This is a genomic window from Kribbella sp. CCNWLW201 (assembly GCF_037203805.1).
Lineage (GTDB): Bacteria > Actinomycetota > Actinomycetes > Propionibacteriales > Kribbellaceae > Kribbella.
This window is the reverse complement of sequence record NZ_JBBCBQ010000005.1, coordinates 284,490-306,139: the sequence shown is the minus strand read 5'-3', so window position 1 is coordinate 306,139 and position 21,650 is coordinate 284,490. Positions and strand designations below refer to the sequence as shown.

The window sequence follows — 21,650 nt, the reverse complement described above, 5'->3', positions numbered from 1 at the left end:
TGCGAGCGGCAAGGTCGTCATCACCATCTGAACGTCAGTCAACCCGACCAACCATGTCCGGGGTCGCGCCGTGGCGGGTCGACTTTGTCAGATCGGTCGGCCGGCGGGTGTTCGCCCGCTCGCAATCGCGCCTCCACGCCGTCGGCGATGGCCAGCAGGTACGGCGCGCGGAACCGGTGCACGGCGGCGTTGGGTGAGTCGGGCCCGCGGCGGCGCAGCATATCCGCCAGCCGGTCCGCAATGGGCAGCGGCTCGCCCCGGGCGCCGACCGTCTGATCGGCGTACGCGAGTGCATCGGACACAGCGGAACGCTCGTCCGGGTTCGCGCCGATTGGCGTCGGTGAAGGCGCTGCTGACCATGTGCAGACCTGTGTGTCAGGGTGGGGTTTCGCCGGGGCGTATGAGGCCGTTCTGGTAGGCGATGACGACGAGTTGGGCGCGGTCGCGGACGGCGAGCTTGGTCATCGCGCGGTTGACATGGGTCTTGGCGGTCAGCGGTGACAGGCGGAGGCGGTCGGCGATGTCTTCATTGGACAGGCCGTGGGCGACGAGGACGACGACCTCGCGTTCGCGATCGGTGAGCTGGTCGAGTGCGGCGGTCGGCTGAGGGACGGTTTCCGGCTGGTCGAGTACGTGCTGGACGAGTCCTCGGGTGGCCTTCGGTGAGAGCAGGGCGTCACCGGCGGCGACGACGCGGACGGCGTGGATGAGTTCGTCCGGGCCGACGTTCTTGCCGAGGAAGCCGCTGGCGCCGGCACGGACCGCGTGCAGGACGTTCTTGTCGTTCTCGAACGTGGTCAGCACGAGGATGCGCACGCCGGCGAGGTTGTCGTCGGCGGCGATGCGGCGGGTGGCCTCGATGCCGTCGACCTCGGGCATGCGGATGTCCATCAGCACGACGTCGGCGCGGGTGGTGCGGGCCAGGAAGACGGCATCGCGCCCGTTGACGGCCTCGCCGACGACCTCGAGATCGGGTTCGGCGTCGAGGATCATCTTGTAGCCGGCGCGGATGAGGGCCTGGTCGTCGGCGAGCAATACCCGGATGGTCATTCTGCGGCTTTCAGTGCTGGGGCGGGCAACTCGGCGTGCACGGTGAACGGGCCGTCGGGCCGGGCGTGCGCGTCGAGGGTGCCGCCGGCGGTGGCGGCGCGTTCCTTCATGCCGAGGATCCCGTACCCGGACCCAGTGGGGATGTGTGCGGCGATGGAGTTGACGACATCGAGGGTGACGGCGTCGGTGGTGTAGGTGATGGTGAGGCAGGCGGTGCCGGTGCCGTACTTGTGGGCGTTGGTGAGCGCCTCCTGCAGGATGCGGTACGCGGCGAGGTCGACCACGGCGGGCAGTTCCCGTGCCTCGCCGAGCTGCTTGCGCTCCACGGTGAGCCCGGCGGCGGCGAGCGCGTCGAGCATGTCGGTGAGGCGGGCCAGCCCACGCACGGGTTCGGTGGTCGGGTCGGGGTCGTCTGCCTCGCGCAGGATACCGACGATCGAGGCGAGTTCGGCGAGCACGGTTCCGCACGCGGCACGAATGTGGGTGAGTGCCCGGTCGGCCTGTTCGGGCTGTCGGTGCAGGATGTGGCTGGCGGCGCCCGCCTGGACGTTGATGACCGCGATGTGGTGGGCGACCACGTCGTGCAGCTCCCGCGCGATCCGCACCCGCTCCTGGACGACGCGCCGCGCGGCCTCCTCCTCGCGGGTCTGCTCCGCGCGCCGGGCCCGCTCCTCCACCGCGGCGACGTAGGCACGGCGGCTGCGGACGGCGTCACCGGCAGCGGTGGCCATGCCCATCCAGGCCACCAGCGCCGCGCTCTGCGGGGACCACGCCGAACCCGTGCTGACGAATGCGTCGACGAAGTACAGGCCGACCGCGATCGGGCCGGCCAGCAGAACTGCGGAGCGGCGATCGGTGCTAGACGCCATGGTGAACGTGACGATCACCATGGCCGCGAACAGCGCAGGCTGCTCGACCTCGGTCACCACCAAGAGCACCGCCGCGGCGACGGCCGTGGCCACCAGGGTGCGACGCGGCCGCACGCGACGGGTGAGGATGGCAACCAGCGCGATGGCCAGCGCCGCGACGTCGCGGGTGTTGATGACACCATCGGTCTGGCCACGCATCCCGCTCAACTCGCCGACCACACCCGCGGCCACCACGGCGCAGGCCAGCACGACGTCCAGGTGCAGGGGATGGCACCCCACCCACCGCCTGACCGCCGTCTGATCCATACCCGTCAAGGTAGACGTTCGCGGTGGTCCGCGTCGTCGTCCGGCCGTGGTAGCCCGCACCGCGCGGCCTACCATGAACGTCGTACTCCAACCGTGCGAAGTGTCCGCAGCGAGACGACGCGGACCAGCCCCGGTCTCCCGCACCGTTGGAGACATGATCGAGCTAGAGCAACTCACCAAGAAGTACGGCGACAAGACAGCCGTCGACGGCATCACCGCGACCATCAAGCCGGGCATCATCACCGGGTTCCTCGGGCCCAACGGGGCCGGCAAGTCCACCACCATGCGCATGATCGTCGGCCTGGACCGGCCGACCTCCGGCACCGCACTCGTCAACGGGCACCCCTACGCCGCGGCGCGCGCACCGCTGGCCGAGGTCGGCGCGCTGCTCGACGCCAAGGCAGTCGACGGCGGTCGCAGCGCCCGCAACCACCTCCTCGCCCTCGGCGCCACCATCGGCATCGGCAAGCGCCGGGTCGACGAAGTACTCGCGTCGGTGGGACTGACCGAGGTGGCCGACCAGCCGGCGAAGTCGTTCTCCCTCGGGATGGGACAACGCCTCGGCATCGCCGCCGCGCTGCTCGCCGACCCGGCCGTCCTGCTCCTCGACGAACCCGTCAATGGCCTCGACCTCGACGGCATCCAATGGATCCGCGACCTGCTCGGCGACCTCGCCGCCGAGGGCCGCACCGTGCTCCTGTCCTCCCATCTGATGAGCGAGATGCAACTCGTCGCCGACCATTTGCTCGTCATCGGCCAGGGCCGCATCCTCGCCGACACCTCGATCCAGGACTTCATCGAGGAGTCCGGGGGCGGCGGCGCGGTCGTCGTGGTATCCCCCGACGCCGGCACGCTGGCGCCGCTTCTCGCCGACGACGGCGTGGCCCTGACCACTCGCGAACCCGGCCGATTCGAGGTCCGCGGCCTGACCGCCCCCGAGATCGGCGACATCGCCACCGAGCACCGCCTCCGCATCCACGAACTGACCCCGATCACGGCCTCGCTCGAGTCCGCCTACCTCGAACTCACCCGCGACAGCGTCGAATACACCGGCACCACCAGGAGGGCTGCCTGATGACCACCAGAGTCGAACGACCGACCCGCCCAATCGAGAAGGCGGCGACCACCACTCATCACCCCCAGACACTAGCCCGGGCCATCCACGCGGAGTGGATCAAGATCCGCAGCCTGCGCAGCACCTGGATCGGCATGGCCTCCATCGCCGCCATCATGATCGGGTTCGGTGCACTCGCCGCGGGCATGACCACCGGCTCCGTCGCCGCTCCGCAGGACGGCGACGGCCCGTTCGGTGCCGAGGGCCCGCTCGCGACCGTCCTCACCGGCGCCAACTTCGCGGTGCTGCTGATCGGGGTGCTCGGAAGCCTGGCCGGCGCCCGAGAGTACGGCTCCCGAATGATCACTGCCACGGTCGCCACCGTGCCCCGGCGCTGGCAGGTCGTCATCGCCAAGACCGTCGCGCTCGCCGCCGTGGTGACCCCGACCGCCCTGATCGCGGTCTTCGGCGCCTACGGCGCCGGCATGGGCATCCTGTCCGCCAACGACTCCGCCACCGTGGCCCTCACCGACGACGGCGTCGTGACCTCACTTCTCGGCATGGCCGGCTACCTCACCGCGATCGCGTTGCTGGGCCTGTGTCTCGGCATCCTGCTGCGCAGCGTGGCAGGCAGCATCGGCACCGTCGTCGGCGGCATCCTGATCCTGCCGAACCTGGCCGGAGCACTGCTGCCGGACAGCTGGGACACGATCCTGAAGTTCCTCCCCAGCTCCGCCGCCGCCTCATTCACCGAGGTCATGGCCGCAGGCGACAGCACACTCAGCGCAGGCGCCGGGGTCGCCGTCCTCGCCGCCTGGGTCGCCGCCGTCACCGCCGCCGCCATCCTCACCATCCACCGAAAAGACGTGTAAGTGCCCGAAGCCGGGGGCACGTCGCGGAAGACCTGGCCCCGGCTTCGGTGACACTTGCGAGTCACGCTGTCCGGCTGCGGCGCTGACGGTCGATCAGCCGAGCCCCGGGCGACCCAGCGACTGCCAGAAGCCGCATCGGTGTTCGCCCGGTCGTCCGGCATGACCGAGATGTTGTTCGGCCGAGCTGCGGCGAGAACCCGCGCTCACCGGGCCGGCGACGGACGGCTCTAGACCTCGACAAGCCCCAGGACCGCGCCCGCAACAGTCAGGGCCGACGACTTGACCGCGATGAGCAAGGTCGCAAGGGCTATCGAGTCCCTTGACGTAGGCTTTGGCGTTCTGGCGGATCGCGTAGCGCCCAGCCGCCATCCGATGGGAGCGCCGAAGCCCTGGACGCTACGGAGCCGCCCTCGACGGGCTGTGCAGGAATAGTTGACCGGAACGTCATCCCGCCGTCATGACTGGATGAATTCCAGCAGGTCCGCGTTGATCGTCTCCGCCTGGGTCGTCGGCATGCCGTGCGGGAACCCGGGGTAGGACTTCAGCGTGCCGTTGGACACCAGCTTCACGGCACGGGGCGCCGTGTCCGCGTACGACACGATCTGGTCGTCCTCGCCGTGCATCACCAATACAGGCACGCTGATCCTGGCCAGGTCCTCGGTGTAGTCCTCGCGCGCGAAGGCGAACACGCAGTCGTACTGGGCGTTGGCGGCACCCATCATGGCCTGGCGCCACCAGTTGTCCACGATCGCGTCGACGGTCTCGGTGCCCGGGCGATTGAAGCCGTAGAACGGGCCGGCCGGCAGCTCCCGGAAGAATGTCGCCATTCCGGCGGCGAGCTGGGCCTGCAGCCCCTCGAACGCCGACTGCGGCAGGCCATCCGGGTTCGCGTCGGACAGTGCGGTCGAGGGGGTGGCGGCGCTGATCAGCACCACCTTCGCGACCCGACCCTCCCCGTGGCGGCCGATGTAGCGCGCCACCTCTCCGCCCCGCGGAGTGCCCGACGTGGACGGCGTCGCGAACGTCGAGGTGCTCGGCGAGCGCGGCCAGGTCGTCGGCATAGTGGTCCATGTCGTGCCCAGCGGCAGGTTGGGCCGACCGCCCGTGACCGCGCCGGTCATGGGCGATCACGCGGAACCCGTGGTCCTTGAAGAACAACATCTGGTTGTCCCAGTCATCCGCGGACAACGGCCACCCGTGGCTGAAGATGATCGGCTGTCCGGAGCCCCAGTCCTTGTAGAAGATCTCCGTGCCGTCCGGGGTCGTGAAGGTGCTCATCGTCGTGCCTCTCTCGTGGTGCGCCCGGACCGGCGGTCCTCGGCTCTGCTCGCCCATCGTGGGAGGCCGCTGTTGACGGCCGGTGGACCCCGCGGTGGAAGAGGAGCTACAGACCCCGCCGGGTGAGCCAGTCCAGAGCCGCGTCCGCGAGCGTGCGCCAGCCCTTGTCGAACGGCGCACTGTGCCCGCGTTCGGGGTACTCGACCAGCTTCGTGTCCGCGGTCGAGGCGGAGTAGAGCTTGTACGCGGCCCTGACGACGACGGCGGGCACGGTGTGGTCCTTGCCGGCGGCCATCAGCAGCAAGGGTCCGCGGTCAGCCCGGCGCGAGTCGACCGTCGTGGGCGCGTGACGAGTGAAGTTGGCCGACGCCGCCTCGAACAGCGGACGCCCCGGCCCGGGGATGGCGACCCGCCGGTGAAGCTGGTCCGACTCGGCCCGGGGCAGAGCGTTGCCGAAGGAGTAGGCGAACTGGTTCTCGGTCAGCGCGACCGTGCGATGCCTGTTCCGCGGATCGGACAGCACCGGAAAGCTGGACCGCAACTGGCTCAGCGGCAGCACCCGGATGCCCTTGATCGGCGCCGGAGAGATCGCAACGGCAGCTGCCGCCTGGCCTCGCTCGAGGAGCTTCTGGGCGACGAGCCCCCGAACGAGTGCCCGACGACAATCGGCGGAGCCCCTAGGCCGGCAATCACTTCGGTGTAGGCGTCGGTGATCCGGTCGACACCGACGTCGATCATCCCGGTCGGGTCGGAGTGTCGGCCCGGTTCGGTCCGTCGGCGACCGACGGTTCGCGGGCGAGGCCGCCAAGTTGCTGCTGGCAACCAATTCGCAGCATGCGGACATCGCGCCGAACGCCCCGGGTTCGGGCCTGATGGGCGCGGATACGAGGTGGAGATCCACCCGAACATTCCGGGCACCAGAAAGCAGCCTGACTTCTTGGTCCATGCAGACGTGCCGTTCTATCTGGAAGCGGTAGCGGTGAGTGCTCGGCCCGAACGGAAGGCTAGAGAGCGTCGCCTAGCTCAGGTGCAGGCCATCCTGGACGAGGTGCGGGTGGACGGCTGGTCCTTGAGCTTCGACTGGTACGTCATCGGGTCAGCTCCCATCAAGAGCACCAAGCTGCGTGACGGCCTTCTGCGGTGGCTCGATGGACTCGACCCGGCAGACATTGCCTGGCGGCTCGGCCGGGCGCATGACGACGAAGACGACGCAGGCTGCTTTCCGTTCATAGAAGGCGGGTGGCACTTGGAGTTCAGGGCTCTGCCAACCGGGTTCCAAGACTCACCTCTCGTTCTCATGCGTGGAACGGGTCGAGCTGCCGGTGTCGACAATGTGACCGGGGTGACCAGGGCGCTCGACAGCAAGGCCAACCGCTACGGCCGCAACCTGCCGCACCCGCTCGTTACAGCCGTACTGAGTAACACTGAGGCGCGCACGAAGGACTTCGAGTTCAGGTCGGCGCTCTACTGAGACCCGTTTCTGCCGCCGACTCAGATCCGTGACGCCGATCTCCATGCGGACGCTCACTGGCGCACGGCGCGTGGCTGGCGGCGCGCTCACAACCCGAACGTCGTTTCTGCTTCCTGGTTGACCTGGCGGTCTCTGATCAAGCAGGTGCCTCGTCTCTGGGCCACCGCGGAGCCGGGCATCTCATCAATTCCACCCCTCTCGTGGGCCGACACTGCGGATGTATGTGGCTCGGAGGCCCCAGAGCCGGCCATCGAACCCGCACTGCGGGCGCTGGGCAAGTTGCGTCCAGCAGAGTGGTGTACGGCGAGATCCCGGTGGCGCGTCGCGGGAACGTGAACGCGGTCATCGGGTGATCCTTCGAGTGATCTCTCACAACCGACTCGAAGAAGGAAACCGCGATGACCGCTGGCTCCAGTATCGACCCTGCCGACTTCTTGCACGAACACCTGGCCGAGGCCAGCCCGGATCTGCTGCGTGAGCTGATGCAGGGCTTCGTCAACACGTTGTTGTCCGCGGATGCTGATCGGGTCTGCGGAGCCGCGTTCGGGACCCGCGATCCGGAACGGGTGAACAGCCGTAACGGGTATCGCCACCGCGAGCTCGACACCCGGATCGGGACGTTGGATGTCGCGGTGCCGAAGCTGCGAGAGGGCAGCTACTTCCCGGACTGGCTGCTCGAGCGGCGTCGCCGTGCTGAGGCGGCACTCACGTCGGTGGTGGCGACGTGTTACCTGCTCGGGGTGTCGACACGCCGGATGGACCGGTTGGTGCAGTCGCTGGGCATCACCGGGTTGTCCAGGAGTCAGGTGAGTGTGATGGCCAGGGACCTCGACGAGCTCGTCCGCGACTTCCGCGAACGGCCGCTGGACGCCGGGCCCTACACGTTTGTGGCCGCGGATGCGTTGACGATGAAGGTCCGCGAAGGCGGCCGGGTGATCAAGATCGCGGTCATGGTCGCCACCGGTGTCAACGCCGACGGGTTCCGCGAGATCCTCGGCGTCGCCACCTCCACTGCCGAGTCCGGGGCGGGCTGGAACACCTTCTTCAAAGACCTGGTCGCCCGCGGCCTGAACGGCGTCGCCCTGGTCACCTCCGACGCTCACGCCGGCCTGGTCGACGCCATCGGCGCGGCGCTGCCCGGGGCCTCCTGGCAGCGCTGCCGCACCCACTACACCGCGAACCTGATGGCGACCTGCCCGAAACACGCCTGGGGTGGGGTGAAGGCGATGCTGCACTCGGTGTTCGACCAGATCGATGCCGAGGCCGTGCACTCGCAGTACGACAAACTGCTGGACCAGGTCGAGCACACCCTGCCCGAGGTCCATGCCCACCTCGACGCTGCCCGCGAGGAGATCCTGGCCTTCACGACGTTCCCCAAGGCCGTCTGGCGACAGATCTGGTCCAACAACCCCAACGAACGCCTCAACCGCGAGATCCGGCGCCGCACCGACGTCGTCGGGATCTTCCCCGACCGCGGCTCCATCATCCGCCCCGTCGGCGCCGTCCTGGCCGAACAACACGACGAATGGGCCGACGGCCGCCGCTACCTCGGCCTCGAAGTACTCCACCGCAGCCGACTCGTCCTCATCACCACCAAGCCAGAGGAGAACCAACCCGCCGACGCGATCAGCGCCTAACCAAACACGACGAAGGACCAGACGTCGTACACCACTCATTTGGACTTGACCGCTGGGCATCCCAGCCGATTGGTGCGCCGGCGAGCCGGACTTCGCCCGACGAACCTCTACCTAGCTGCTTCATCTCAGCACGTTGTTGCCGCAACCCGCCCTCATCGCGGCGATGTGACGCTGGCCGGATCCGCGTGGGTGGCGGCACAGAGCGGGCCAAGGTCCCCAGGGTCACAGGTCCACCGACCCTGGCCCGGAGCCGTCTGGAGAGTCAGGCTGAACGTGAGGGCATGATCGATGTGCCGCGCCTCGGAGGAGGTCTGGACGACCGGTCCGTCCCTCGGAGGAGGTCACGATGGCGACCACGATCAAACGACTGCCGGAGACGCTGCCTCCTGAGGCTCCAGAGAGTCCCAGGAGGAGGATCGTCCCCTTCATCAGGCGACACGCCGTGGCGACGTACTACGCCCTCACGTTCGCCATCTCGTTTGGAGGGTTCCTCCTCGTCCTTGGTCCCGATGGGTTCTTCGCAACGGGTTCAGCGATCGCCGGCGGCGGCGCGGTAGCACTCATGGGGCCGGCCGTCGCAGGCGTCCTCCTGACGGGTCTGGTCGATGGAAGGAGGGGCCTTCGCCGACTCGTATCTCGACTCCGGCGGTGGCGGGTCGGCGCCCGCTGGTACGCGGTGGCGCTCCTGACCGGTCCGCTCGTGATGGGCGCGTCGGTGTTCGCACTGTCCCTTGCGTCCCCGGACTTCCGCCCTGACATCGTCACGGCCGACAACAGGCTGAGCATCGTTGCGGTCGGGATCGCGCTCGGGCTCGTGGGTCCCTTCCTGGAAGAACTCGGCTGGACCGGGTATGCCCTGCCGCGGCTGCGGGAACGTTACGGCGTTCTCACCACCGGGCTCGTGATGGGCCTGCTGTGGGGGGCGTGGCACTTCCCACTCTTCGCGGGGGAAAGGGATCCGGAAGGCTCGGTGCCGGCTGCTCTCTTGGTCGGGGTGCTCCTGCTCGCGTGGCTGCCTCCGTACAGGGTGCTGATGGTGTGGGTCTACGACCGGACCCAGAGCCTGCTCGTGGCATACCTGATGCACGTACCCATCAGCACAACCACGATCATCCTGGCCTCCGACGCGACACCGGGCGACGCAACCGTGACCAAAGCGCTGGTGTGGGGCGCGGCGTTCTGGGCGATCCTCGGAGTGGTGGCGTGGGCGAACAAAGGCCACCTCACCCGACGTCAGCATGGCGTGCCGCACGAAGCCTTGCCGGGCTGACGCGGAGTGCCCACCGAAACGGCGGCCTCGTCGAGCACGGTGTTGGTCACGGGCTTCGCCAGCAACCGGTAGCGCGGCGGCCTGGCGACCCTGAGGACCCGGCACCTCAGTCTTCCAACTGATTCGCCAGGCTCGATCTGATCGATCATCTCGGGCCGGGCGGATGAGATGGTCCCAGATGCGGTGCGCTTCTCGGGACCAACGGACCGGGCGCGGGAGGACAGTTGCCCCTGTCGCCGGACGGGCATGGGGGACGACGCTGAGATCATCGACCGCATGGTCGTTGGTGAAGGGATGTGATCGACATGGTCACCAGGCGAGGGCCTTCCACGCGCCAGCTGCTTGCCGAAGTCGGCGATGTCGTGCACGACGTACCGTCCTTTCTCACCTCGCCGCTGTACCGACGCTGGCACCGGCACTGGGGTTCCACGCCGGCCGAGCGGACCGGGTCCATGCCCGGCGACGAGCTCCTCCGGCATGCCCAGTTCCGCGCGACCCGAGCGATCACGATCGCCGCGCCGCCGCAGGCGGTCTGGCCATGGCTGGTTCAGGTCGGCGCTCTTCGGGCCGGCTGGTACAGCAACGACCTGCTCGACAACCTCGGCCATCCCAGCGCGACCGTGATCGTGCCAGAGCTGCAGCACCTCGAGGTCGGCCAATGGGTGCCTATGGCGCCCTCGGGGCCGCCCTCGGACCGCAACGCGTTCAAGGTTCACTCCTTCGAGGTCAACCAGTGGCTGCTGTGGACCAAGCCCGACAGCACGTGGGCGTGGCGGCTGACGCCGACCGCAGGCGGCACCCGTCTCTTGACCCGGGTCCATGCCGTCTACGACTGGCGTCGCCCGCTGGACGCGGTGCTGGGTGTGGTGCTCATGGAGTTCGGGGACTTCGCGATGCAACGCAGGATGTTGCGCGGCATCAAGGCGCGGGCCGAGGCCATGGTCGGGAGCGACGGATGAGGCCCGCCTCCAGCCCCGCTCGTGTGGCCAGGGGTGGCTCGCCGAGTCGGCTAGCGCATAGCAGGTCTCCGCAGCGGCGCAGCGGCCAGCTGCGTCGTACTTCTGCGGTGGCCCTCTTGGGCGGCTTCATGGTGCTGGCGTCGGTGTTGTACGTCGTCTCCGACGTCATCGAGGTGATCCAGGGCGGATTCTCGGATGGCCAGTTGTGGCTCACGCTTCTTGCCGAGGCGGCGATACCGATCTTCGTCATGGGGCTCGCCGTCTGGCAACGGCCTCACCTGGGACGACTCGGTGTGCTCGCAGCCGCGGGCTACGCATACAGCTATGTCGTCTTCACCGGGACGGTGGTTTACGCGCTCGTGAACGGCACCAAGAACTACGAGTCGCTGACCGACCAGCTCGGTCTTGTGATGACCGTGCATGGCGGGTTGATGGTGGTTGCCGGCCTCGGACTCGGCTACGCCGTACTCCGCGCGCGAACGCTGCCGGCGTGGACAGCTCTCGCGTTGATGGCCGGGGTCGTGCTGGTCGCGGTCACTCAGACCATGCCTGAAAGCACGCAGCTCGCAGCTGCCGGTGTCCGCGCCCTGGGCTTCATCGGCATGGGCGCTGCGATGCTGCGGGCACCGAGAGCCGGGCCTCCAGCCCGATCGCAGACCTAGCTCGTCGATTGGGATGGGTATGGAATTCACCGCCATCGCTCGCCGTTTCGGAATCACTTGCGCTGCCGCGACAGTAATCCTGGTTGCCGTCTACGCGGTCACACTCGTCGTGGGGCTTCTGTCGCTCGAATCGCAGGATGACCCGATCGGGGACCCGATGTTCACGATTCTCGAGGTCCTGATCATGGTCATGATGCCGGCCATCGTGGGCCTCATGATCGCGGTGCACGCCTTCGCGCCGACCCGGATGAAGGCACTCACTCTGACGGCCGTCGTCTTCATGGGCCTGCTCGCCGGGCTTACCCTCAGCATCCACTTCGTCATCTTGACCGTCAGCCGTGAGCCCGAGTTCGCAGGCCAGCAGTGGCTGCCGCTCGTCCTGGAGTTCGAGTGGCCCTCGGTCGTCTACGCGCTCGACATTCTCGGATGGGACGCCTTCTTCGCGCTTTCGATGTTGTTCGCAGCCCCCGCGTTCCAGGGGAGCCGTCTGGCGGGCTGGATCCGGTGGCTGATGGTGACCTCAGGGGTGCTCGCGCTCGCCGGGTTGAGCGGTGTCGCGTTCGGTGACATGCATCTTCGAAACATCGGCATTGTGGGTTACGTCCCCGTGTTCCTCGTCGTGGCCGTGCTGCTCGGCGTCCTCTTCCATCGGACGACGCCCTCCGATGGACCACCCGTGTCCGAGAGCCTCTCCGGACAGCGCTGACCGCGCCGCACCGTCAATGGAGCAGGCGTTCCTCGACGCACAACGTCGAGCCTCGTGCTGCCACCCCATGACGAGGCCAGCTGACCAGCCCGGGGGGCGGCCATTCTCGGGCGGGCGGATGGTCTTCATGCCGATGATCAGACCAGGCAGTTGCCGGGACAGCGCCAGCGGTTTGTCGGAGCGTGGTGCGTCAAAATGGGCGAAAGGACACGAGACATCCCGTGGATGATCGGTGACCGTCCGATGCAAGCCCGCTATCGGCAAGTCCGGACGGGCGGGCCTCGGTACTCGACGTGGGCAGGTGGCTGGTTGCGCCGCGGGCTTGGGGGTTGTCGGGAGCACCGGGGCCGCAGCTCCTCGACGGCGCCCGCCACGTTCTCATGAACGGAGGTCGCAATCTCGAGCTGGCAGGCCGGGAGCTCGGGCTTCACCCGCGGGTCACCGATACCCGCCACCACGGCGGCGACATCCACCGGCAGCCAGCTCTCCCGCCCCACCAGCAGTAGCTCCTCCTCGAACCCCACGGTGCCCGCGACGGTGCCGGAACACAGCGACCGGAGCGGATCGCTCAGCCCCGTCCCCGCTGTGGAATCGACAGACTCGACGTCGGCCACGCAAGCCTCCTGCACATGCCGGGCGCAGGGCGCACCGGTGTTCCTGAGGCTGCCGTCTGAACCCGCGGTCCCCGGTTACCCTCGATGCGAAACTCAACCCTCGATGCCCCGCCGGGTTCCGCTCCGCAGGACTGCTTCGACCTTCCGACGAACGCCGCAGGCACGATCAGGACACCTCCCGAACCGAGAGTGTCACTTTCCTGTCCATGGCCGCGTCGAAGCCGGACCAGTAGGTCGGAGTGTCGACCACCACCAGCCCGGTCACACAGACCGCTGACACGGCGGTGAACAAGGCCGGCACGGGACCGGTGGCTTCCCCGCTCTCGGCCGCGATCGGAAGCATCAAGAGAACGGTCCCGAACACCGTGGCCAGCGCGAACCCGGCCACGACCACCCTGCCGGGGTACCGCCACTTCATCCAGTCCTCCTTGTCGCATCCCGCCGGAGGGCAGTCCAGAGCCTGCCTCCAGGCGTAGCGGCCGCGGTCGGTCGGTCAGGCCCCACCCCGGCGTCTTGACCTCCCCGGGCTGTCCACGTCGCACGGGCTCGCTAGTCGAGATAGGTGGCGCTCACCAGGCCAAGTACCAGTCCCGTGACGATGAATATCGCACTGAGGATGGCTCGAGCGCGCAGCGCACAGACCACTCCAGCGACAGTCAGGATGAGCGCGACAACCCAGAGCGCCAATGCGAACTGCACCGATGCACCGTAACCGCAGCACCCTTCACGCGGGAGTTCTTCTCACAAGTCTCTAACACCCGGACTTCCTCACGTCAGTGCGCTCCTTCTGGGACGTCCGGGCCGCCGGCACTCTGCAGGCGATCCAAAAGCCGGACGATCAGCGTGCCGGCCAACTCGGTGGACTTCTCGTCGGACGAGAGGCCGATGTACTCCTCGAGGAGGTGCACTGTATCGAGCACCTCGGCGCGAGTGAGCACCGGCAGGATGGCGGTCTCGTTGTCCCGGGCAACATCCATCGCACCGGTGCGGTCGACGGTTAGATCCGCGGAGATCTGCGGGGTCGGCTTTCTGCGGAACATGTGGACTCCTCGGGAACAGCCAAGGGTGGGCGCTCGTGCACTACACGCCGATGACGCGCACGCGGTGATGAGCGAGGCGGTCGGCGATCATCCGGTTGGATTCGCGTCCTGCCGCCGTACGGTCGGCAGACAGCAGGCCACCGGACGACTGCATCCACAACCGGGTGCCGTCATGGAGACGAAACGCCCACAAGCCGTTGTTCGAGTTGAAGGACGCTCTTTTCACCTCGGCCAGGCTGACGACCAGGCTCCTGCCGGTGGCGCTCCCCTCGATGGTCATCAGGTCGCCGTTGAGGATCAGTTGGGCCTTCCAGCCGCCGAACGTGATCGGGCCGCGCAGTACTTTCACGCTGCTGGTGTGCATGGCATCGCAACCTTTCTGGAACGACAAACTCGCTGCCGACCAGACTTCCCGGCACACCTCGAGTCAGTCGCTGGAGCACGATGCTGCCGACACCGGAGTGCCTCGGGGCCACTCCGGTACGACGGACTCACCCGTACTATCCGTCAGCCGACCTCCCGTGTTACACCTACCAGGCCTGCATGTCGAAACGGCTGAGGGAGGTGCGCGGTGGCAGGCCGAGTGGATTGGCCAGGGCGCGGCCCGACATGGCTGGGAGTTCCAGCCCTCCTCGTTGCGATCGTGGGCGCACTGATCTTCACAGACATCCATGAACGCCAGGCAACTAGCCGGTACCTGCTGTCGAACGGCATCAGCACCACTGCCGACAGCGTCGAACTGAACGTCTACCCCGGCAAAGGCAGTCCTTTCGTCGGCGAGATCTTCATCAAGTTCCGGGACCGGAGCAGCCAACCGGTTCAAGGCCAACTGTTGTATTTCCAGGACGACGACCCTCACGGCCTGTCCGAGCACGCCACGGTGCCCGCACCACCGGGCACCCGGTACGCGGCACCGCTCACCATCGCCTACGACCCGGCCACCGTGCTCGCGACTGTCGACGCACAGCTCTGGCTGGCGGACCGCCGTACTCCCCGCATCGGCGTGAGCATGGCGGGCGGCGGCCTGGCGATCACGTTGGTCGCGTTAGGCCTGTTGACCAGAGACGCTCGTCGACGCGGCGTCGCCTGGTGGCAGTGGTACACCGACGTACCCGATCGTCGCGGCTGAGGTCGACGCTGAGTGCGGCCGGGCGGTTGCTCGCGGCAATCGAATGTCCCGGCCGCTTGGATGGCGGAGGCGTTTGCGCCTGTGCCACCGGATGAGGGAAGCTGGGGCCCGGTGCGCCGGGAAGTCTGGTCGGCAGTGCTCGTCCCCGACTGGGGTGCGGGCTGGTCGACGACTCCGGAGGCAGCGTGACCCAGACGGCAGCGCATGTTCACAGTGACGGCAGGCCGACGCTGGGTAGCCGAGGCGCGCCCGGCGTATCGTGCAACCATGCACGGAGAGCAGATGGCCGAAGCGTTTCCGGTGGTGAGTCTGGACACGGACGCTCGCGAGGCGGTCGAGTTGCTCGCGTCCCGGCGGCTGCCGGGTCTGATTGTGGTGGACGAGAAGGGCAAGCCGCACTCGGTGCTGCCGGCCTCTCAGGTGGTGCGGTTCCTGGTGCCGAGCTACGTGCAGGACGATCCGTCGCTGGCACGGGTGATCGACGAGTCGCTGGCCGACCAGGTGGCCGACAAGCTGGCGAATGTCACCGTCCGGAAATTGCTGCCGTCGGAGCCGGTCGAGCTGCCGGTGGTCAATCACGACGACACCGTGCTGGAGGTGGCCGCGATCATGGCGCGGCTGCGGTCCCCGCTGGTCGCGGTCATGAAGGACAAGGAGATCGTGGGCGCGATCACCGCGTCCCGGCTGCTGGAGCTGGTGGTCGCACCGCACTGATCGACGGCCGGGTGGTCACATGACCGTGATCGCCGTCGTCGTCTTCGTCGTGGCCTATGTGCTGATCGCGACTGAGTGGACCCACAAGCTGTTCGCGGCCCTGGGCGGTGCGGCCGTGCTGCTCGCACTAGGTGTGACCGATTCCGAGCACGCGTTCTACTCGCATGACACCGGGGTCGACTGGGATGTCATCTTCCTGTTGCTCGGGATGATGATCATCGTCGGCATCCTTCGCCGTACCGGGGTCTTCGAATACATCGCGATCTGGGCCGCCAAACGCGCCAAGGGATCGCCGCTGCGGGTAATGATCCTGCTGACCCTGATCACGGCCGTGGCCTCGGCATTCCTCGACAACGTCACCACCGTGCTGCTGATCGCGCCGGTCACGCTGCTGGTCTGCGACCGGCTCGGAATCAACCCGGTGCCGTTCCTGATCGCCGAGGTGATGGCGTCCAACATCGGCGGTGCCGCCACCCTGATCGGCGACCCGCCGAACATCATCATCGCCAGCCGGTCCGGCCTGACCTTCAACGACTTCCTCGTCCACATGGCTCCGCTGGTCGTGGTCGAGCTGATCGTCTTCACGCTCGTCCTGCCGCGGATGTTCAGGGGCTCGTTCGCCGTCGACCCGGCCAAGGTCGAGAACGTCCTGCGGCTGAACGAACGCGAGGCGATCCAGGACACCCGGCTGCTGATCAAGTGCGGCGTCGTCCTGCTGGCCGTGTTCGCCGGGTTCATCGGGCACTCGGTCTTCCACGTCGAGCCCTCGGTCGTGGCTCTCCTCGGCGCCGGTCTGCTCGTGCTGATCTCGAAGGTGCCTACCAAGGACTACATGAGCAGCGTCGAATGGCAGACGCTGCTGTTCTTCGCCGGTCTGTTCGTGATGGTCGGCGCCCTGGTGAAGACCGGCGTCATCGGCGACCTCGCCGACCAGATCGGCACCGCGACCGACGGCAGGCCACTGCTCGCCACGATGCTGATCCTGGTCGTGTCTGCTGTCCTGTCCGGCATCGTCGACAACATCCCGTACGTCGCGACCATGAGCCCGGTGGTTCTGGAACTCACCAGCAACCTCACCGACCCCAGCCACGTCCACGCGCTCTGGTGGGCACTGGCCGCGGGTGCGGACTTCGGCGGCAACGCGACCGCGGTCGGGGCCAGCGCGAACGTCGTCGTGATCGGCATCGCGCTGCGTTCAGGCAATCCGATCAGCTTCTGGGAGTTCACTCGCAAGGGCGCGGTGATGACCGCGATCACGATCGCCGTCGCCGCGCCGTACCTGTGGCTGCGCTACTTCGTACTGTCCTGACCAGGCTGGAGCGCCGATGCTTTTGATGTGTTTCGCCGCCGTGCTCCTCCTGGCGGTCCTTGTTTCGAGCCTTGCGGGCCGCACGATCCTGTCGACCGCTGTCCTGTTCCTGGTCGCCGGGTTCGTCCTCGGCCCAGAGACCACTGGTGTGCTCGACCTCCAGCCTGATTCACCGGTGGTCTCCGTCCTTGCCGAACTCGCCCTGTTCGCCGTGCTGTTCACCGACGGGATGCGAGTCGGCTGGACCGATCTCCGCTCGGCCTGGCACCTCCCGGGCCGGGCGCTGGGATGGGGCCTGCCGCTGACCTTGGGCATCACCGCGCTCGCTGCGCACTTCATCGTGGGTCTGGGCTGGCCGGAATCGTTGCTGGTCGGCGCGATCCTGGCCCCCACCGATCCGGTCTTCGCCTCGGCTCTCGTGGGCAACGACAAGGTGCCGAGGCGGCTCCGGCACCTGCTGAACGTCGAGTCCGGTGTCAACGACGGGTTGGCCCTCCCATTCGTGATGGTCTTCCTGGCTGTGGCGGCCGGAGCCGGGGACCTTCATCTCGGTGAGCTGGCGCTCGAGCTCACCCTCGGTGTCGTCATCGGTGTCGCTGTGCCGTGGATCGCGATCCGCTTGGAACGGAGCCGCTTCTTCTCCGCCTCGACGCAGTACGAGCCGCTCAACGCGATGGCGATCGGTCTCCTGGTCCTCGCCCTGGGTAAGACCATGCACGGCAACCTGTTCCTGGCCGCCTTCGCCGCCGGCATCACTGTCGCCACCTTCGGCCCGGCGCAGCGCGCTACCTTCGAGCACTTCGGCGAACTGATCTCCGAAGGCCTGAAACTCGCGGCTTTGCTCGTCTTCGGCGCACTCATCTCGTTCGAGTTCCTTGGCGAGATCTCCTGGCAGGGCTGGGTCTTCGCGGTCGTCGCGCTCATCCTCGCGCGGCCGCTCGCGCTGGCCGTCTCGTTCCTGCGCTCCGGGCTCGGCGCCCGCGAACAGTTCGCGGCCATGTGGTTCGGGCCGAAAGGCTTCGCCTCGGTCGTGTACGGCCTGATCGTGCTCGAATCCGGCATCCCGGCCGCCGACGAAGTCTTCCATCTCGTCGCGCTGACCATCGTGTTGTCGATCCTGGCCCACTCGTCCACCGACATCGTCGTAGCCCGCTCCTTCGAAGGCGCCGACCTCGCACCCGAACCCGACCGCTCAGGCTGACGGCCGGGCCGGAGACACTCGGCAACGTTCAATCGGTGTTCGATGTCTCCCCCTGAGCACAGTGGCTTGAGCGATCGCTGTGTCGGCGGCTATGTCCAGCGCCATCAACGCGGACGGATACCTCACAGATGGCCACGCTGGAACCACCCCCGCCCGAATTGCAACAACTCCTGGCTGCCTCAGCACCAGCAGGACTCGATGGACGGATTCGTCAGCGTCATCTCCGGCGCACTCTCCCCGGCGGAGTACTTCTCCGCCCACCCCCGAACCTGGCGTTCCGAACTGGGCTGGACAACGAACCGAGATAGGTAGTCCTGCCGATGCACATCGCTTGGTCGTCGAGCGAACGTAGTAACGCGGGGCAGCGGGGAATCGGCCTGTATTCGACAGGAGTTGGAATGGCGACGGCAACAGTGAATCGGGTCAACCTCTACCACTCGACCGTGGGGTCGGGACCCAGTCTCGTCCTCGTTCATGGTTCGTGGGGTGATGCGGACAACTGGGCGCCGGTCGTACCCCTGCTTGCCAGGCGTTGCAGGGTGATCTCCTACGACCGTCGAGGTCACAGCCGCAGCGAACGCCCGCCCACACAAGGATCGGTGCACGAGGATGTCTCGGATCTCGCTGCGCTGATCGAGGCGCTCGACCTTGCGCCGGCCTTCGTTTGCGGCAACTCCTACGGCGCGCTGATCACGCTGCGACTTGCCGCCGCCCACCCCGACCTGGTTCGAGGCATCGCCGTACACGAGCCGCCCGGACTGCAGCTGTTGTCCGACGATCCTGCGTTCGCATCCGTGGCGGAGGCCTACGGGCAACGCATCGCGCCGGTGCGCAGACTGCTCGAGGCGCAGGAGCACGCCGCCGCGGCGGAACTGTTCGTCGAATCGATCGCGCTCGGCCCAGGACAGTGGGCCAAGCTCCCGGAGCCAGTACGCCGGACATTTGTCCGGAACGCACCGACGTACCTCGACGAACTGCGCGATCCCGATTGCCTGTCTGTCGATCTCGACCCGCTGGCGACGTACGCGAAGCCCGCGCTGCTCACTCAAGGGGACCAAAGTCCGCCGATGTTCGCGCCGATCCTCGACCGCATCGCAAGGTCGTTGCCGCACGCCGAACGGCATCTGTACGTTGGCGCAGGGCATGTGCCCCACCTGACGAACCCCGACGACTACGTACGGGTGACCATGGATCGCGCCTTGCACTGATCGCCGGGGCACGTCGAACGCGATCCCACGGAGTCCCGCCAGGCGATATCACCCAGGCAGACGGGGGCGCTGCACACCACCCTGCAGATGACTGGTCAGGATGATGCCACCACCATCCGGTGGCGATCAGCCGTCCACTCAAGGCGACACCTGGAGAAGGCATGGGCACGACAGTCGAGATCAATGGCACCGTGCGGCGGTGGCGGGAGGACAAGCCAGGAGGACTTGCCGTGGTCGATATACCGGCAGAGCTGGTCCCAGAACTTGGCGGGCGCCGGCAGCGACGCGTCGCCGGGACCCTGAACGGCCCACGTTCACCGGCAGCACCATGCTTGTCGCAGGCGGCGGCTTCTGCGTGGGTGCGAGCAAGGCAGCCCTGAAGTCTGCCGGCGCAGAGGTCGGTGACCAAGTGCAGCTGCTGCTGGAAGCATAGGCGGGTCTGAGCATTGCCTTAAGCAACGACAGTGCGCCGTCAGGCAGGGGCTGCTTTGCCGGCCGTGGTGACGGCGAGCCACAGGCCGCCGAAGCCCTCGACGTTATGGCACTTCACCTCGTTCTTGGCCTCGTGGGCGTAGAAGTACAGCGGATGCCCGCCATAGGTGACCTGGGTGGTGCCGTCAGTGCGCTTCGTCGTACCGAGCAGCGACTGCTGCACCGCGCCGAGCGCCTTCGGATGGCCCTTCGTCAGCACCGGCGGCCTGGCCTCCGCGCAGGCGTCGTAGCACGCCGAGGTCGCCGACTTCTCCTTGTCGAACAGGTAGATCGCCTGCCCCGCACTGTCGAACAAGATCACCCCGAAGTCGCTGGCGGCAGTCTTCACACCAGTCCCGGCGGGCGCGGGCGAGGTGGGTCGTTTGCTCGGCGAAGTCGAACTGACACTCGGCGACGGCTGAAGTGATGACGGCAGCGTGGCCGATGACGGCGTCGCCGCTGGTGGGGACCCCGCTCCGGAGTCGCTGCCACAACCGGCCAGCAGCAGTCCACTGACAGCAAGTACGACGACCACGCGCACGGAACCAACTCCGATCTAAAGCACTCTCAATGCTCACGGTAGTAGCGAAATGACCGCCTGCCCGATTCCGTCATCGGTCCGTAAGGCCGTACGACGGGCGTAGCCTGGGGTAGTGCAGTACACCGACTGGGGTGAGCGCGCCGATCGCTGGTCCGGGATTCGCAGCGCGACAGTCGATGTGCACGGCACGAGGGTGCACTACCTGGTAACGGATCAGACGCGGACGTCGGAAGTGCCGGTTCACCTGCTCGTGCCCAACCCGGCCAACAGCGCCTCGAACTGGCTCGACGTACTCGCGGAACTGCGACCACACGCGTACGCGATCGCGGTAGACCTGCCCGGCACGATCGCCGGCCACACCGCGCTGCCGGACCGGCGCGCGGCGAGCATCGAAGCCAACGCGCTTTTCCTGCGCGATTTCGCCGACGCACTCGCACTGGATCGGGTCACGGTTCATGGCTGGTCGGCGGGCGGGATGATTGCGTTGCTGTTCGCCGACCAGGCACCCGAACGGGTGGACGGGCTCGTGTTGGTGGTGCCGGCACTTCCTCCGCCGCTGAGCGACGGCGAGGCGCGCAGGTGGCAAACCCTCGGAAGGGTGGGGTTGGCCATCGGCGCACCGGTCGCCCGGGTGCTGCTCCGCGTTTCGGGGCGGCGCATTCTCGCTGCGCGGCTGCGGGTCCTGGACGATCCCGCGTCGATTGCGGGCAGCAAGTGGAATACGGGCGGTGATCTGACGAGAATGTCGCCGGAAATCGCCGGTCTGATGCGGGACGAGATGTCGGCGGTCGAGCCGATGCGTCTGGGCAGCGCGGTCACGGTGTACGCCTCGCTGATGTCGCTGATGTTCGTCCGGCGGCGACCCGTGCTCGACGCGATGCGCCGGGTCGCGTCGCCGACTCTCCTTGTCTGGGGCGACGAGGATCGCCTCACTCCCCGCGCGTCGATCGATGACTGGACGGCGCAGCGGCCCGACTGGAACCTGGTGGTCCTCCACCGCGTGGGTCACGCGCCCCCGTTCGAAGCCCCCGCCGACTACGCTCGCACGGTCATCGACTGGTGTGATCCCCGGGTTCACGACCAGTAGACACGAGGTTGTCGTACTCGGCGAGCACGAAAGCGCCGACTGGCGGCGTCCTCCATGGTCATCAGGTCGCCGTCGAGTGTCAGCTTGGCCTTCCAACCACCGAAGGTGAGCGGGCCGCGCAGTACTTTCACGTTGCTGGTGTGCCTGACATCGGAACCTTTCTCGGACAGCAGACAATCGCTGCCGACCAGGCTTCCCGGCA

At 67.5% G+C, this 21,650-nt stretch carries 25 protein-coding genes and 1 pseudogene; 14 read left to right on the top strand and 12 right to left on the bottom strand.

Features of this window, described 5'->3' with window-relative positions; genetic code table 11:
• Positions 1-38: 38 nt before the first annotated feature.
• From V9K99_RS23245 to V9K99_RS23235, 3 genes are all read right to left on the bottom strand, one after another.
• Positions 39-302, bottom strand: a complete 264-nt coding sequence (locus tag V9K99_RS23245) for a hypothetical protein (protein ID WP_337006332.1) — start codon at positions 300-302, stop codon at positions 39-41.
• 73 nt (positions 303-375) lie between these two features.
• Positions 376-1,050 carry a response regulator transcription factor gene (locus V9K99_RS23240; RefSeq protein ID WP_337006330.1) on the bottom strand — a complete coding sequence of 225 codons (675 nt, stop codon included), beginning with the start codon at positions 1,048-1,050 and terminating at the stop codon, positions 376-378.
• Entirely contained in the window at positions 1,047-2,225 is a 1,179-nt protein-coding gene (locus V9K99_RS23235) for a sensor histidine kinase (RefSeq protein ID WP_337006328.1), read from the bottom strand. The genes V9K99_RS23240 and V9K99_RS23235 overlap by 4 nt, the downstream gene beginning before the upstream one ends.
• 154 nt (positions 2,226-2,379) lie before the next feature.
• On the opposite strand from V9K99_RS23235, the gene V9K99_RS23230 reads away from it, so the two are divergent.
• Both V9K99_RS23230 and V9K99_RS23225 read left to right on the top strand, forming a co-directional pair.
• Positions 2,380-3,300, top strand: a complete 921-nt coding sequence (locus tag V9K99_RS23230) for an ABC transporter ATP-binding protein (protein WP_337006326.1) — start codon at positions 2,380-2,382, stop codon at positions 3,298-3,300.
• Entirely contained in the window at positions 3,300-4,151 is an 852-nt protein-coding gene (locus V9K99_RS23225) for a hypothetical protein (protein ID WP_337006324.1), read from the top strand. Before V9K99_RS23230 ends, V9K99_RS23225 begins: the two co-directional genes overlap by 1 nt.
• A 455-nt stretch (positions 4,152-4,606) precedes the next feature.
• On the opposite strand, the gene V9K99_RS23220 is transcribed toward V9K99_RS23225, so the two are convergent.
• The 3 genes and pseudogenes from V9K99_RS23220 to V9K99_RS23215 all read right to left on the bottom strand — a co-directional run bounded on the left by V9K99_RS23220 (position 4,607) and on the right by V9K99_RS23215 (position 5,988).
• Positions 4,607-5,212 carry an alpha/beta fold hydrolase gene (locus V9K99_RS23220; protein WP_337006321.1) on the bottom strand — a complete coding sequence of 202 codons (606 nt, stop codon included), beginning with the start codon at positions 5,210-5,212 and terminating at the stop codon, positions 4,607-4,609.
• Positions 5,199-5,312 (bottom strand): annotated as a pseudogene (locus V9K99_RS42755) (alpha/beta fold hydrolase); the annotation flags it as partial. The gene V9K99_RS23220 and the pseudogene V9K99_RS42755, both read right to left, overlap by 14 nt.
• 223 nt (positions 5,313-5,535) lie before the next feature.
• Positions 5,536-5,988 (bottom strand): hypothetical protein, encoded by a 453-nt coding sequence (locus V9K99_RS23215; RefSeq protein ID WP_337006319.1) that lies wholly within the window; start codon positions 5,986-5,988, stop codon positions 5,536-5,538.
• Positions 5,989-6,318: 330 nt separating this feature from the next.
• Here V9K99_RS23215 and V9K99_RS23210 point away from each other — a divergent pair, with 330 nt between their 5' ends.
• From V9K99_RS23210 to V9K99_RS23185, 6 genes are all read left to right on the top strand, one after another.
• Positions 6,319-6,900 (top strand): hypothetical protein, encoded by a 582-nt coding sequence (locus tag V9K99_RS23210; RefSeq protein WP_337006317.1) that lies wholly within the window; start codon positions 6,319-6,321, stop codon positions 6,898-6,900.
• A gap of 398 nt (positions 6,901-7,298) precedes the next feature.
• Positions 7,299-8,537, top strand: a complete 1,239-nt coding sequence (locus tag V9K99_RS23205) for an IS256 family transposase (RefSeq protein ID WP_337006315.1) — start codon at positions 7,299-7,301, stop codon at positions 8,535-8,537.
• 346 nt (positions 8,538-8,883) lie between these two features.
• Positions 8,884-9,807 (top strand): CPBP family intramembrane glutamic endopeptidase, encoded by a 924-nt coding sequence (locus V9K99_RS23200; RefSeq protein WP_337006313.1) that lies wholly within the window; start codon positions 8,884-8,886, stop codon positions 9,805-9,807.
• Between the two features lie 305 nt (positions 9,808-10,112).
• Entirely contained in the window at positions 10,113-10,766 is a 654-nt protein-coding gene (locus V9K99_RS23195; protein WP_337006312.1) for a hypothetical protein, read from the top strand.
• A 107-nt stretch (positions 10,767-10,873) separates the two neighbouring features.
• The gene (locus tag V9K99_RS23190; RefSeq protein ID WP_337006310.1) at positions 10,874-11,428 is read left to right on the top strand and encodes a hypothetical protein; all 555 of its coding nucleotides are present in this window, start codon (positions 10,874-10,876) and stop codon (positions 11,426-11,428) included.
• A 19-nt stretch (positions 11,429-11,447) separates the two neighbouring features.
• A complete protein-coding gene (locus tag V9K99_RS23185) occupies positions 11,448-12,134 on the top strand; it encodes a hypothetical protein (RefSeq protein WP_337006308.1) in 687 nt (228 codons plus the stop codon).
• A gap of 254 nt (positions 12,135-12,388) precedes the next feature.
• Here V9K99_RS23185 and V9K99_RS23180 read toward each other — a convergent pair whose 3' ends face one another.
• The 5 genes from V9K99_RS23180 to V9K99_RS23160 form a co-directional block, all read right to left on the bottom strand.
• Positions 12,389-12,748 carry a hypothetical protein gene (locus V9K99_RS23180; RefSeq protein WP_337006306.1) on the bottom strand — a complete coding sequence of 120 codons (360 nt, stop codon included), beginning with the start codon at positions 12,746-12,748 and terminating at the stop codon, positions 12,389-12,391.
• 166 nt (positions 12,749-12,914) lie between these two features.
• A complete protein-coding gene (locus tag V9K99_RS23175) occupies positions 12,915-13,166 on the bottom strand; it encodes a hypothetical protein (protein ID WP_337006304.1) in 252 nt (83 codons plus the stop codon).
• Positions 13,167-13,297: 131 nt separating this feature from the next.
• Entirely contained in the window at positions 13,298-13,447 is a 150-nt protein-coding gene (locus tag V9K99_RS23170; RefSeq protein ID WP_337006302.1) for a hypothetical protein, read from the bottom strand.
• Positions 13,448-13,521: 74 nt separating this feature from the next.
• Positions 13,522-13,788: a hypothetical protein gene (locus V9K99_RS23165; protein ID WP_337006300.1), complete on the bottom strand. Its 267-nt coding sequence runs from the start codon at positions 13,786-13,788 to the stop codon at positions 13,522-13,524.
• Between the two features lie 40 nt (positions 13,789-13,828).
• On the bottom strand, positions 13,829-14,152 hold the full coding sequence (locus tag V9K99_RS23160; protein ID WP_337006298.1) for a hypothetical protein: 324 nt from the start codon (positions 14,150-14,152) through the stop codon (positions 13,829-13,831).
• A 279-nt stretch (positions 14,153-14,431) separates the two neighbouring features.
• Between V9K99_RS23160 and V9K99_RS23155 the strand changes: the two genes are divergently transcribed.
• From V9K99_RS23155 to V9K99_RS23135, 5 genes are all read left to right on the top strand, one after another.
• Positions 14,432-14,917, top strand: coding sequence for a hypothetical protein (locus V9K99_RS23155; protein WP_337006297.1), 486 nt, complete (start codon positions 14,432-14,434; stop codon positions 14,915-14,917).
• Positions 14,918-15,184: 267 nt separating this feature from the next.
• Positions 15,185-15,631: a CBS domain-containing protein gene (locus tag V9K99_RS23150; protein WP_337006295.1), complete on the top strand. Its 447-nt coding sequence runs from the start codon at positions 15,185-15,187 to the stop codon at positions 15,629-15,631.
• 19 nt (positions 15,632-15,650) lie between these two features.
• Positions 15,651-16,940: an ArsB/NhaD family transporter gene (locus tag V9K99_RS23145; RefSeq protein ID WP_337006293.1), complete on the top strand. Its 1,290-nt coding sequence runs from the start codon at positions 15,651-15,653 to the stop codon at positions 16,938-16,940.
• Between the two features lie 16 nt (positions 16,941-16,956).
• On the top strand, positions 16,957-18,141 hold the full coding sequence (locus tag V9K99_RS23140) for a cation:proton antiporter (RefSeq protein WP_337006291.1): 1,185 nt from the start codon (positions 16,957-16,959) through the stop codon (positions 18,139-18,141).
• 320 nt (positions 18,142-18,461) lie between these two features.
• Positions 18,462-19,349 (top strand): alpha/beta fold hydrolase, encoded by an 888-nt coding sequence (locus V9K99_RS23135; protein ID WP_337006289.1) that lies wholly within the window; start codon positions 18,462-18,464, stop codon positions 19,347-19,349.
• Between the two features lie 472 nt (positions 19,350-19,821).
• Here the strand turns inward: V9K99_RS23135 and V9K99_RS23130 are convergent, their stop codons facing one another.
• A complete protein-coding gene (locus tag V9K99_RS23130) occupies positions 19,822-20,169 on the bottom strand; it encodes a COG4315 family predicted lipoprotein (RefSeq protein ID WP_337006287.1) in 348 nt (115 codons plus the stop codon).
• 304 nt (positions 20,170-20,473) lie between these two features.
• On the opposite strand from V9K99_RS23130, the gene V9K99_RS23125 reads away from it, so the two are divergent.
• The gene (locus V9K99_RS23125; protein WP_337006285.1) at positions 20,474-21,448 is read left to right on the top strand and encodes an alpha/beta fold hydrolase; all 975 of its coding nucleotides are present in this window, start codon (positions 20,474-20,476) and stop codon (positions 21,446-21,448) included.
• Positions 21,449-21,650: the final 202 nt, after the last annotated feature.

Bases quoted from the DNA above. Each gene is read 5' to 3' on its own strand.
- V9K99_RS23240 (WP_337006330.1), bottom strand. From the start codon at position 1,050: ATGACCATCCGGGTATTGCTCGCCGACGACCAGGCCCTCATCCGCGCC.
- V9K99_RS23200 (WP_337006313.1), top strand. From the start codon at position 8,884: ATGGCGACCACGATCAAACGACTGCCGGAGACGCTGCCTCCTGAGGCT.
- V9K99_RS23165 (WP_337006300.1), bottom strand. From the start codon at position 13,788: ATGTTCCGCAGAAAGCCGACCCCGCAGATCTCCGCGGATCTAACCGTC.
- V9K99_RS23145 (WP_337006293.1), top strand. From the start codon at position 15,651: ATGACCGTGATCGCCGTCGTCGTCTTCGTCGTGGCCTATGTGCTGATC.
- V9K99_RS23225 (WP_337006324.1), top strand. From the start codon at position 3,300: ATGACCACCAGAGTCGAACGACCGACCCGCCCAATCGAGAAGGCGGCG.
- V9K99_RS23230 (WP_337006326.1), top strand. From the start codon at position 2,380: ATGATCGAGCTAGAGCAACTCACCAAGAAGTACGGCGACAAGACAGCC.
- V9K99_RS23140 (WP_337006291.1), top strand. From the start codon at position 16,957: ATGCTTTTGATGTGTTTCGCCGCCGTGCTCCTCCTGGCGGTCCTTGTT.
- V9K99_RS23150 (WP_337006295.1), top strand. From the start codon at position 15,185: ATGCACGGAGAGCAGATGGCCGAAGCGTTTCCGGTGGTGAGTCTGGAC.
- V9K99_RS23160 (WP_337006298.1), bottom strand. From the start codon at position 14,152: ATGCACACCAGCAGCGTGAAAGTACTGCGCGGCCCGATCACGTTCGGC.
- V9K99_RS23205 (WP_337006315.1), top strand. From the start codon at position 7,299: ATGACCGCTGGCTCCAGTATCGACCCTGCCGACTTCTTGCACGAACAC.
- V9K99_RS23220 (WP_337006321.1), bottom strand. From the start codon at position 5,212: ATGCCGACGACCTGGCCGCGCTCGCCGAGCACCTCGACGTTCGCGACG.
- V9K99_RS23195 (WP_337006312.1), top strand. From the start codon at position 10,113: ATGGTCACCAGGCGAGGGCCTTCCACGCGCCAGCTGCTTGCCGAAGTC.
- V9K99_RS23135 (WP_337006289.1), top strand. From the start codon at position 18,462: ATGCACATCGCTTGGTCGTCGAGCGAACGTAGTAACGCGGGGCAGCGG.
- V9K99_RS23185 (WP_337006308.1), top strand. From the start codon at position 11,448: ATGGAATTCACCGCCATCGCTCGCCGTTTCGGAATCACTTGCGCTGCC.
- V9K99_RS23235 (WP_337006328.1), bottom strand. From the start codon at position 2,225: ATGGATCAGACGGCGGTCAGGCGGTGGGTGGGGTGCCATCCCCTGCAC.
- V9K99_RS23175 (WP_337006304.1), bottom strand. From the start codon at position 13,166: ATGAAGTGGCGGTACCCCGGCAGGGTGGTCGTGGCCGGGTTCGCGCTG.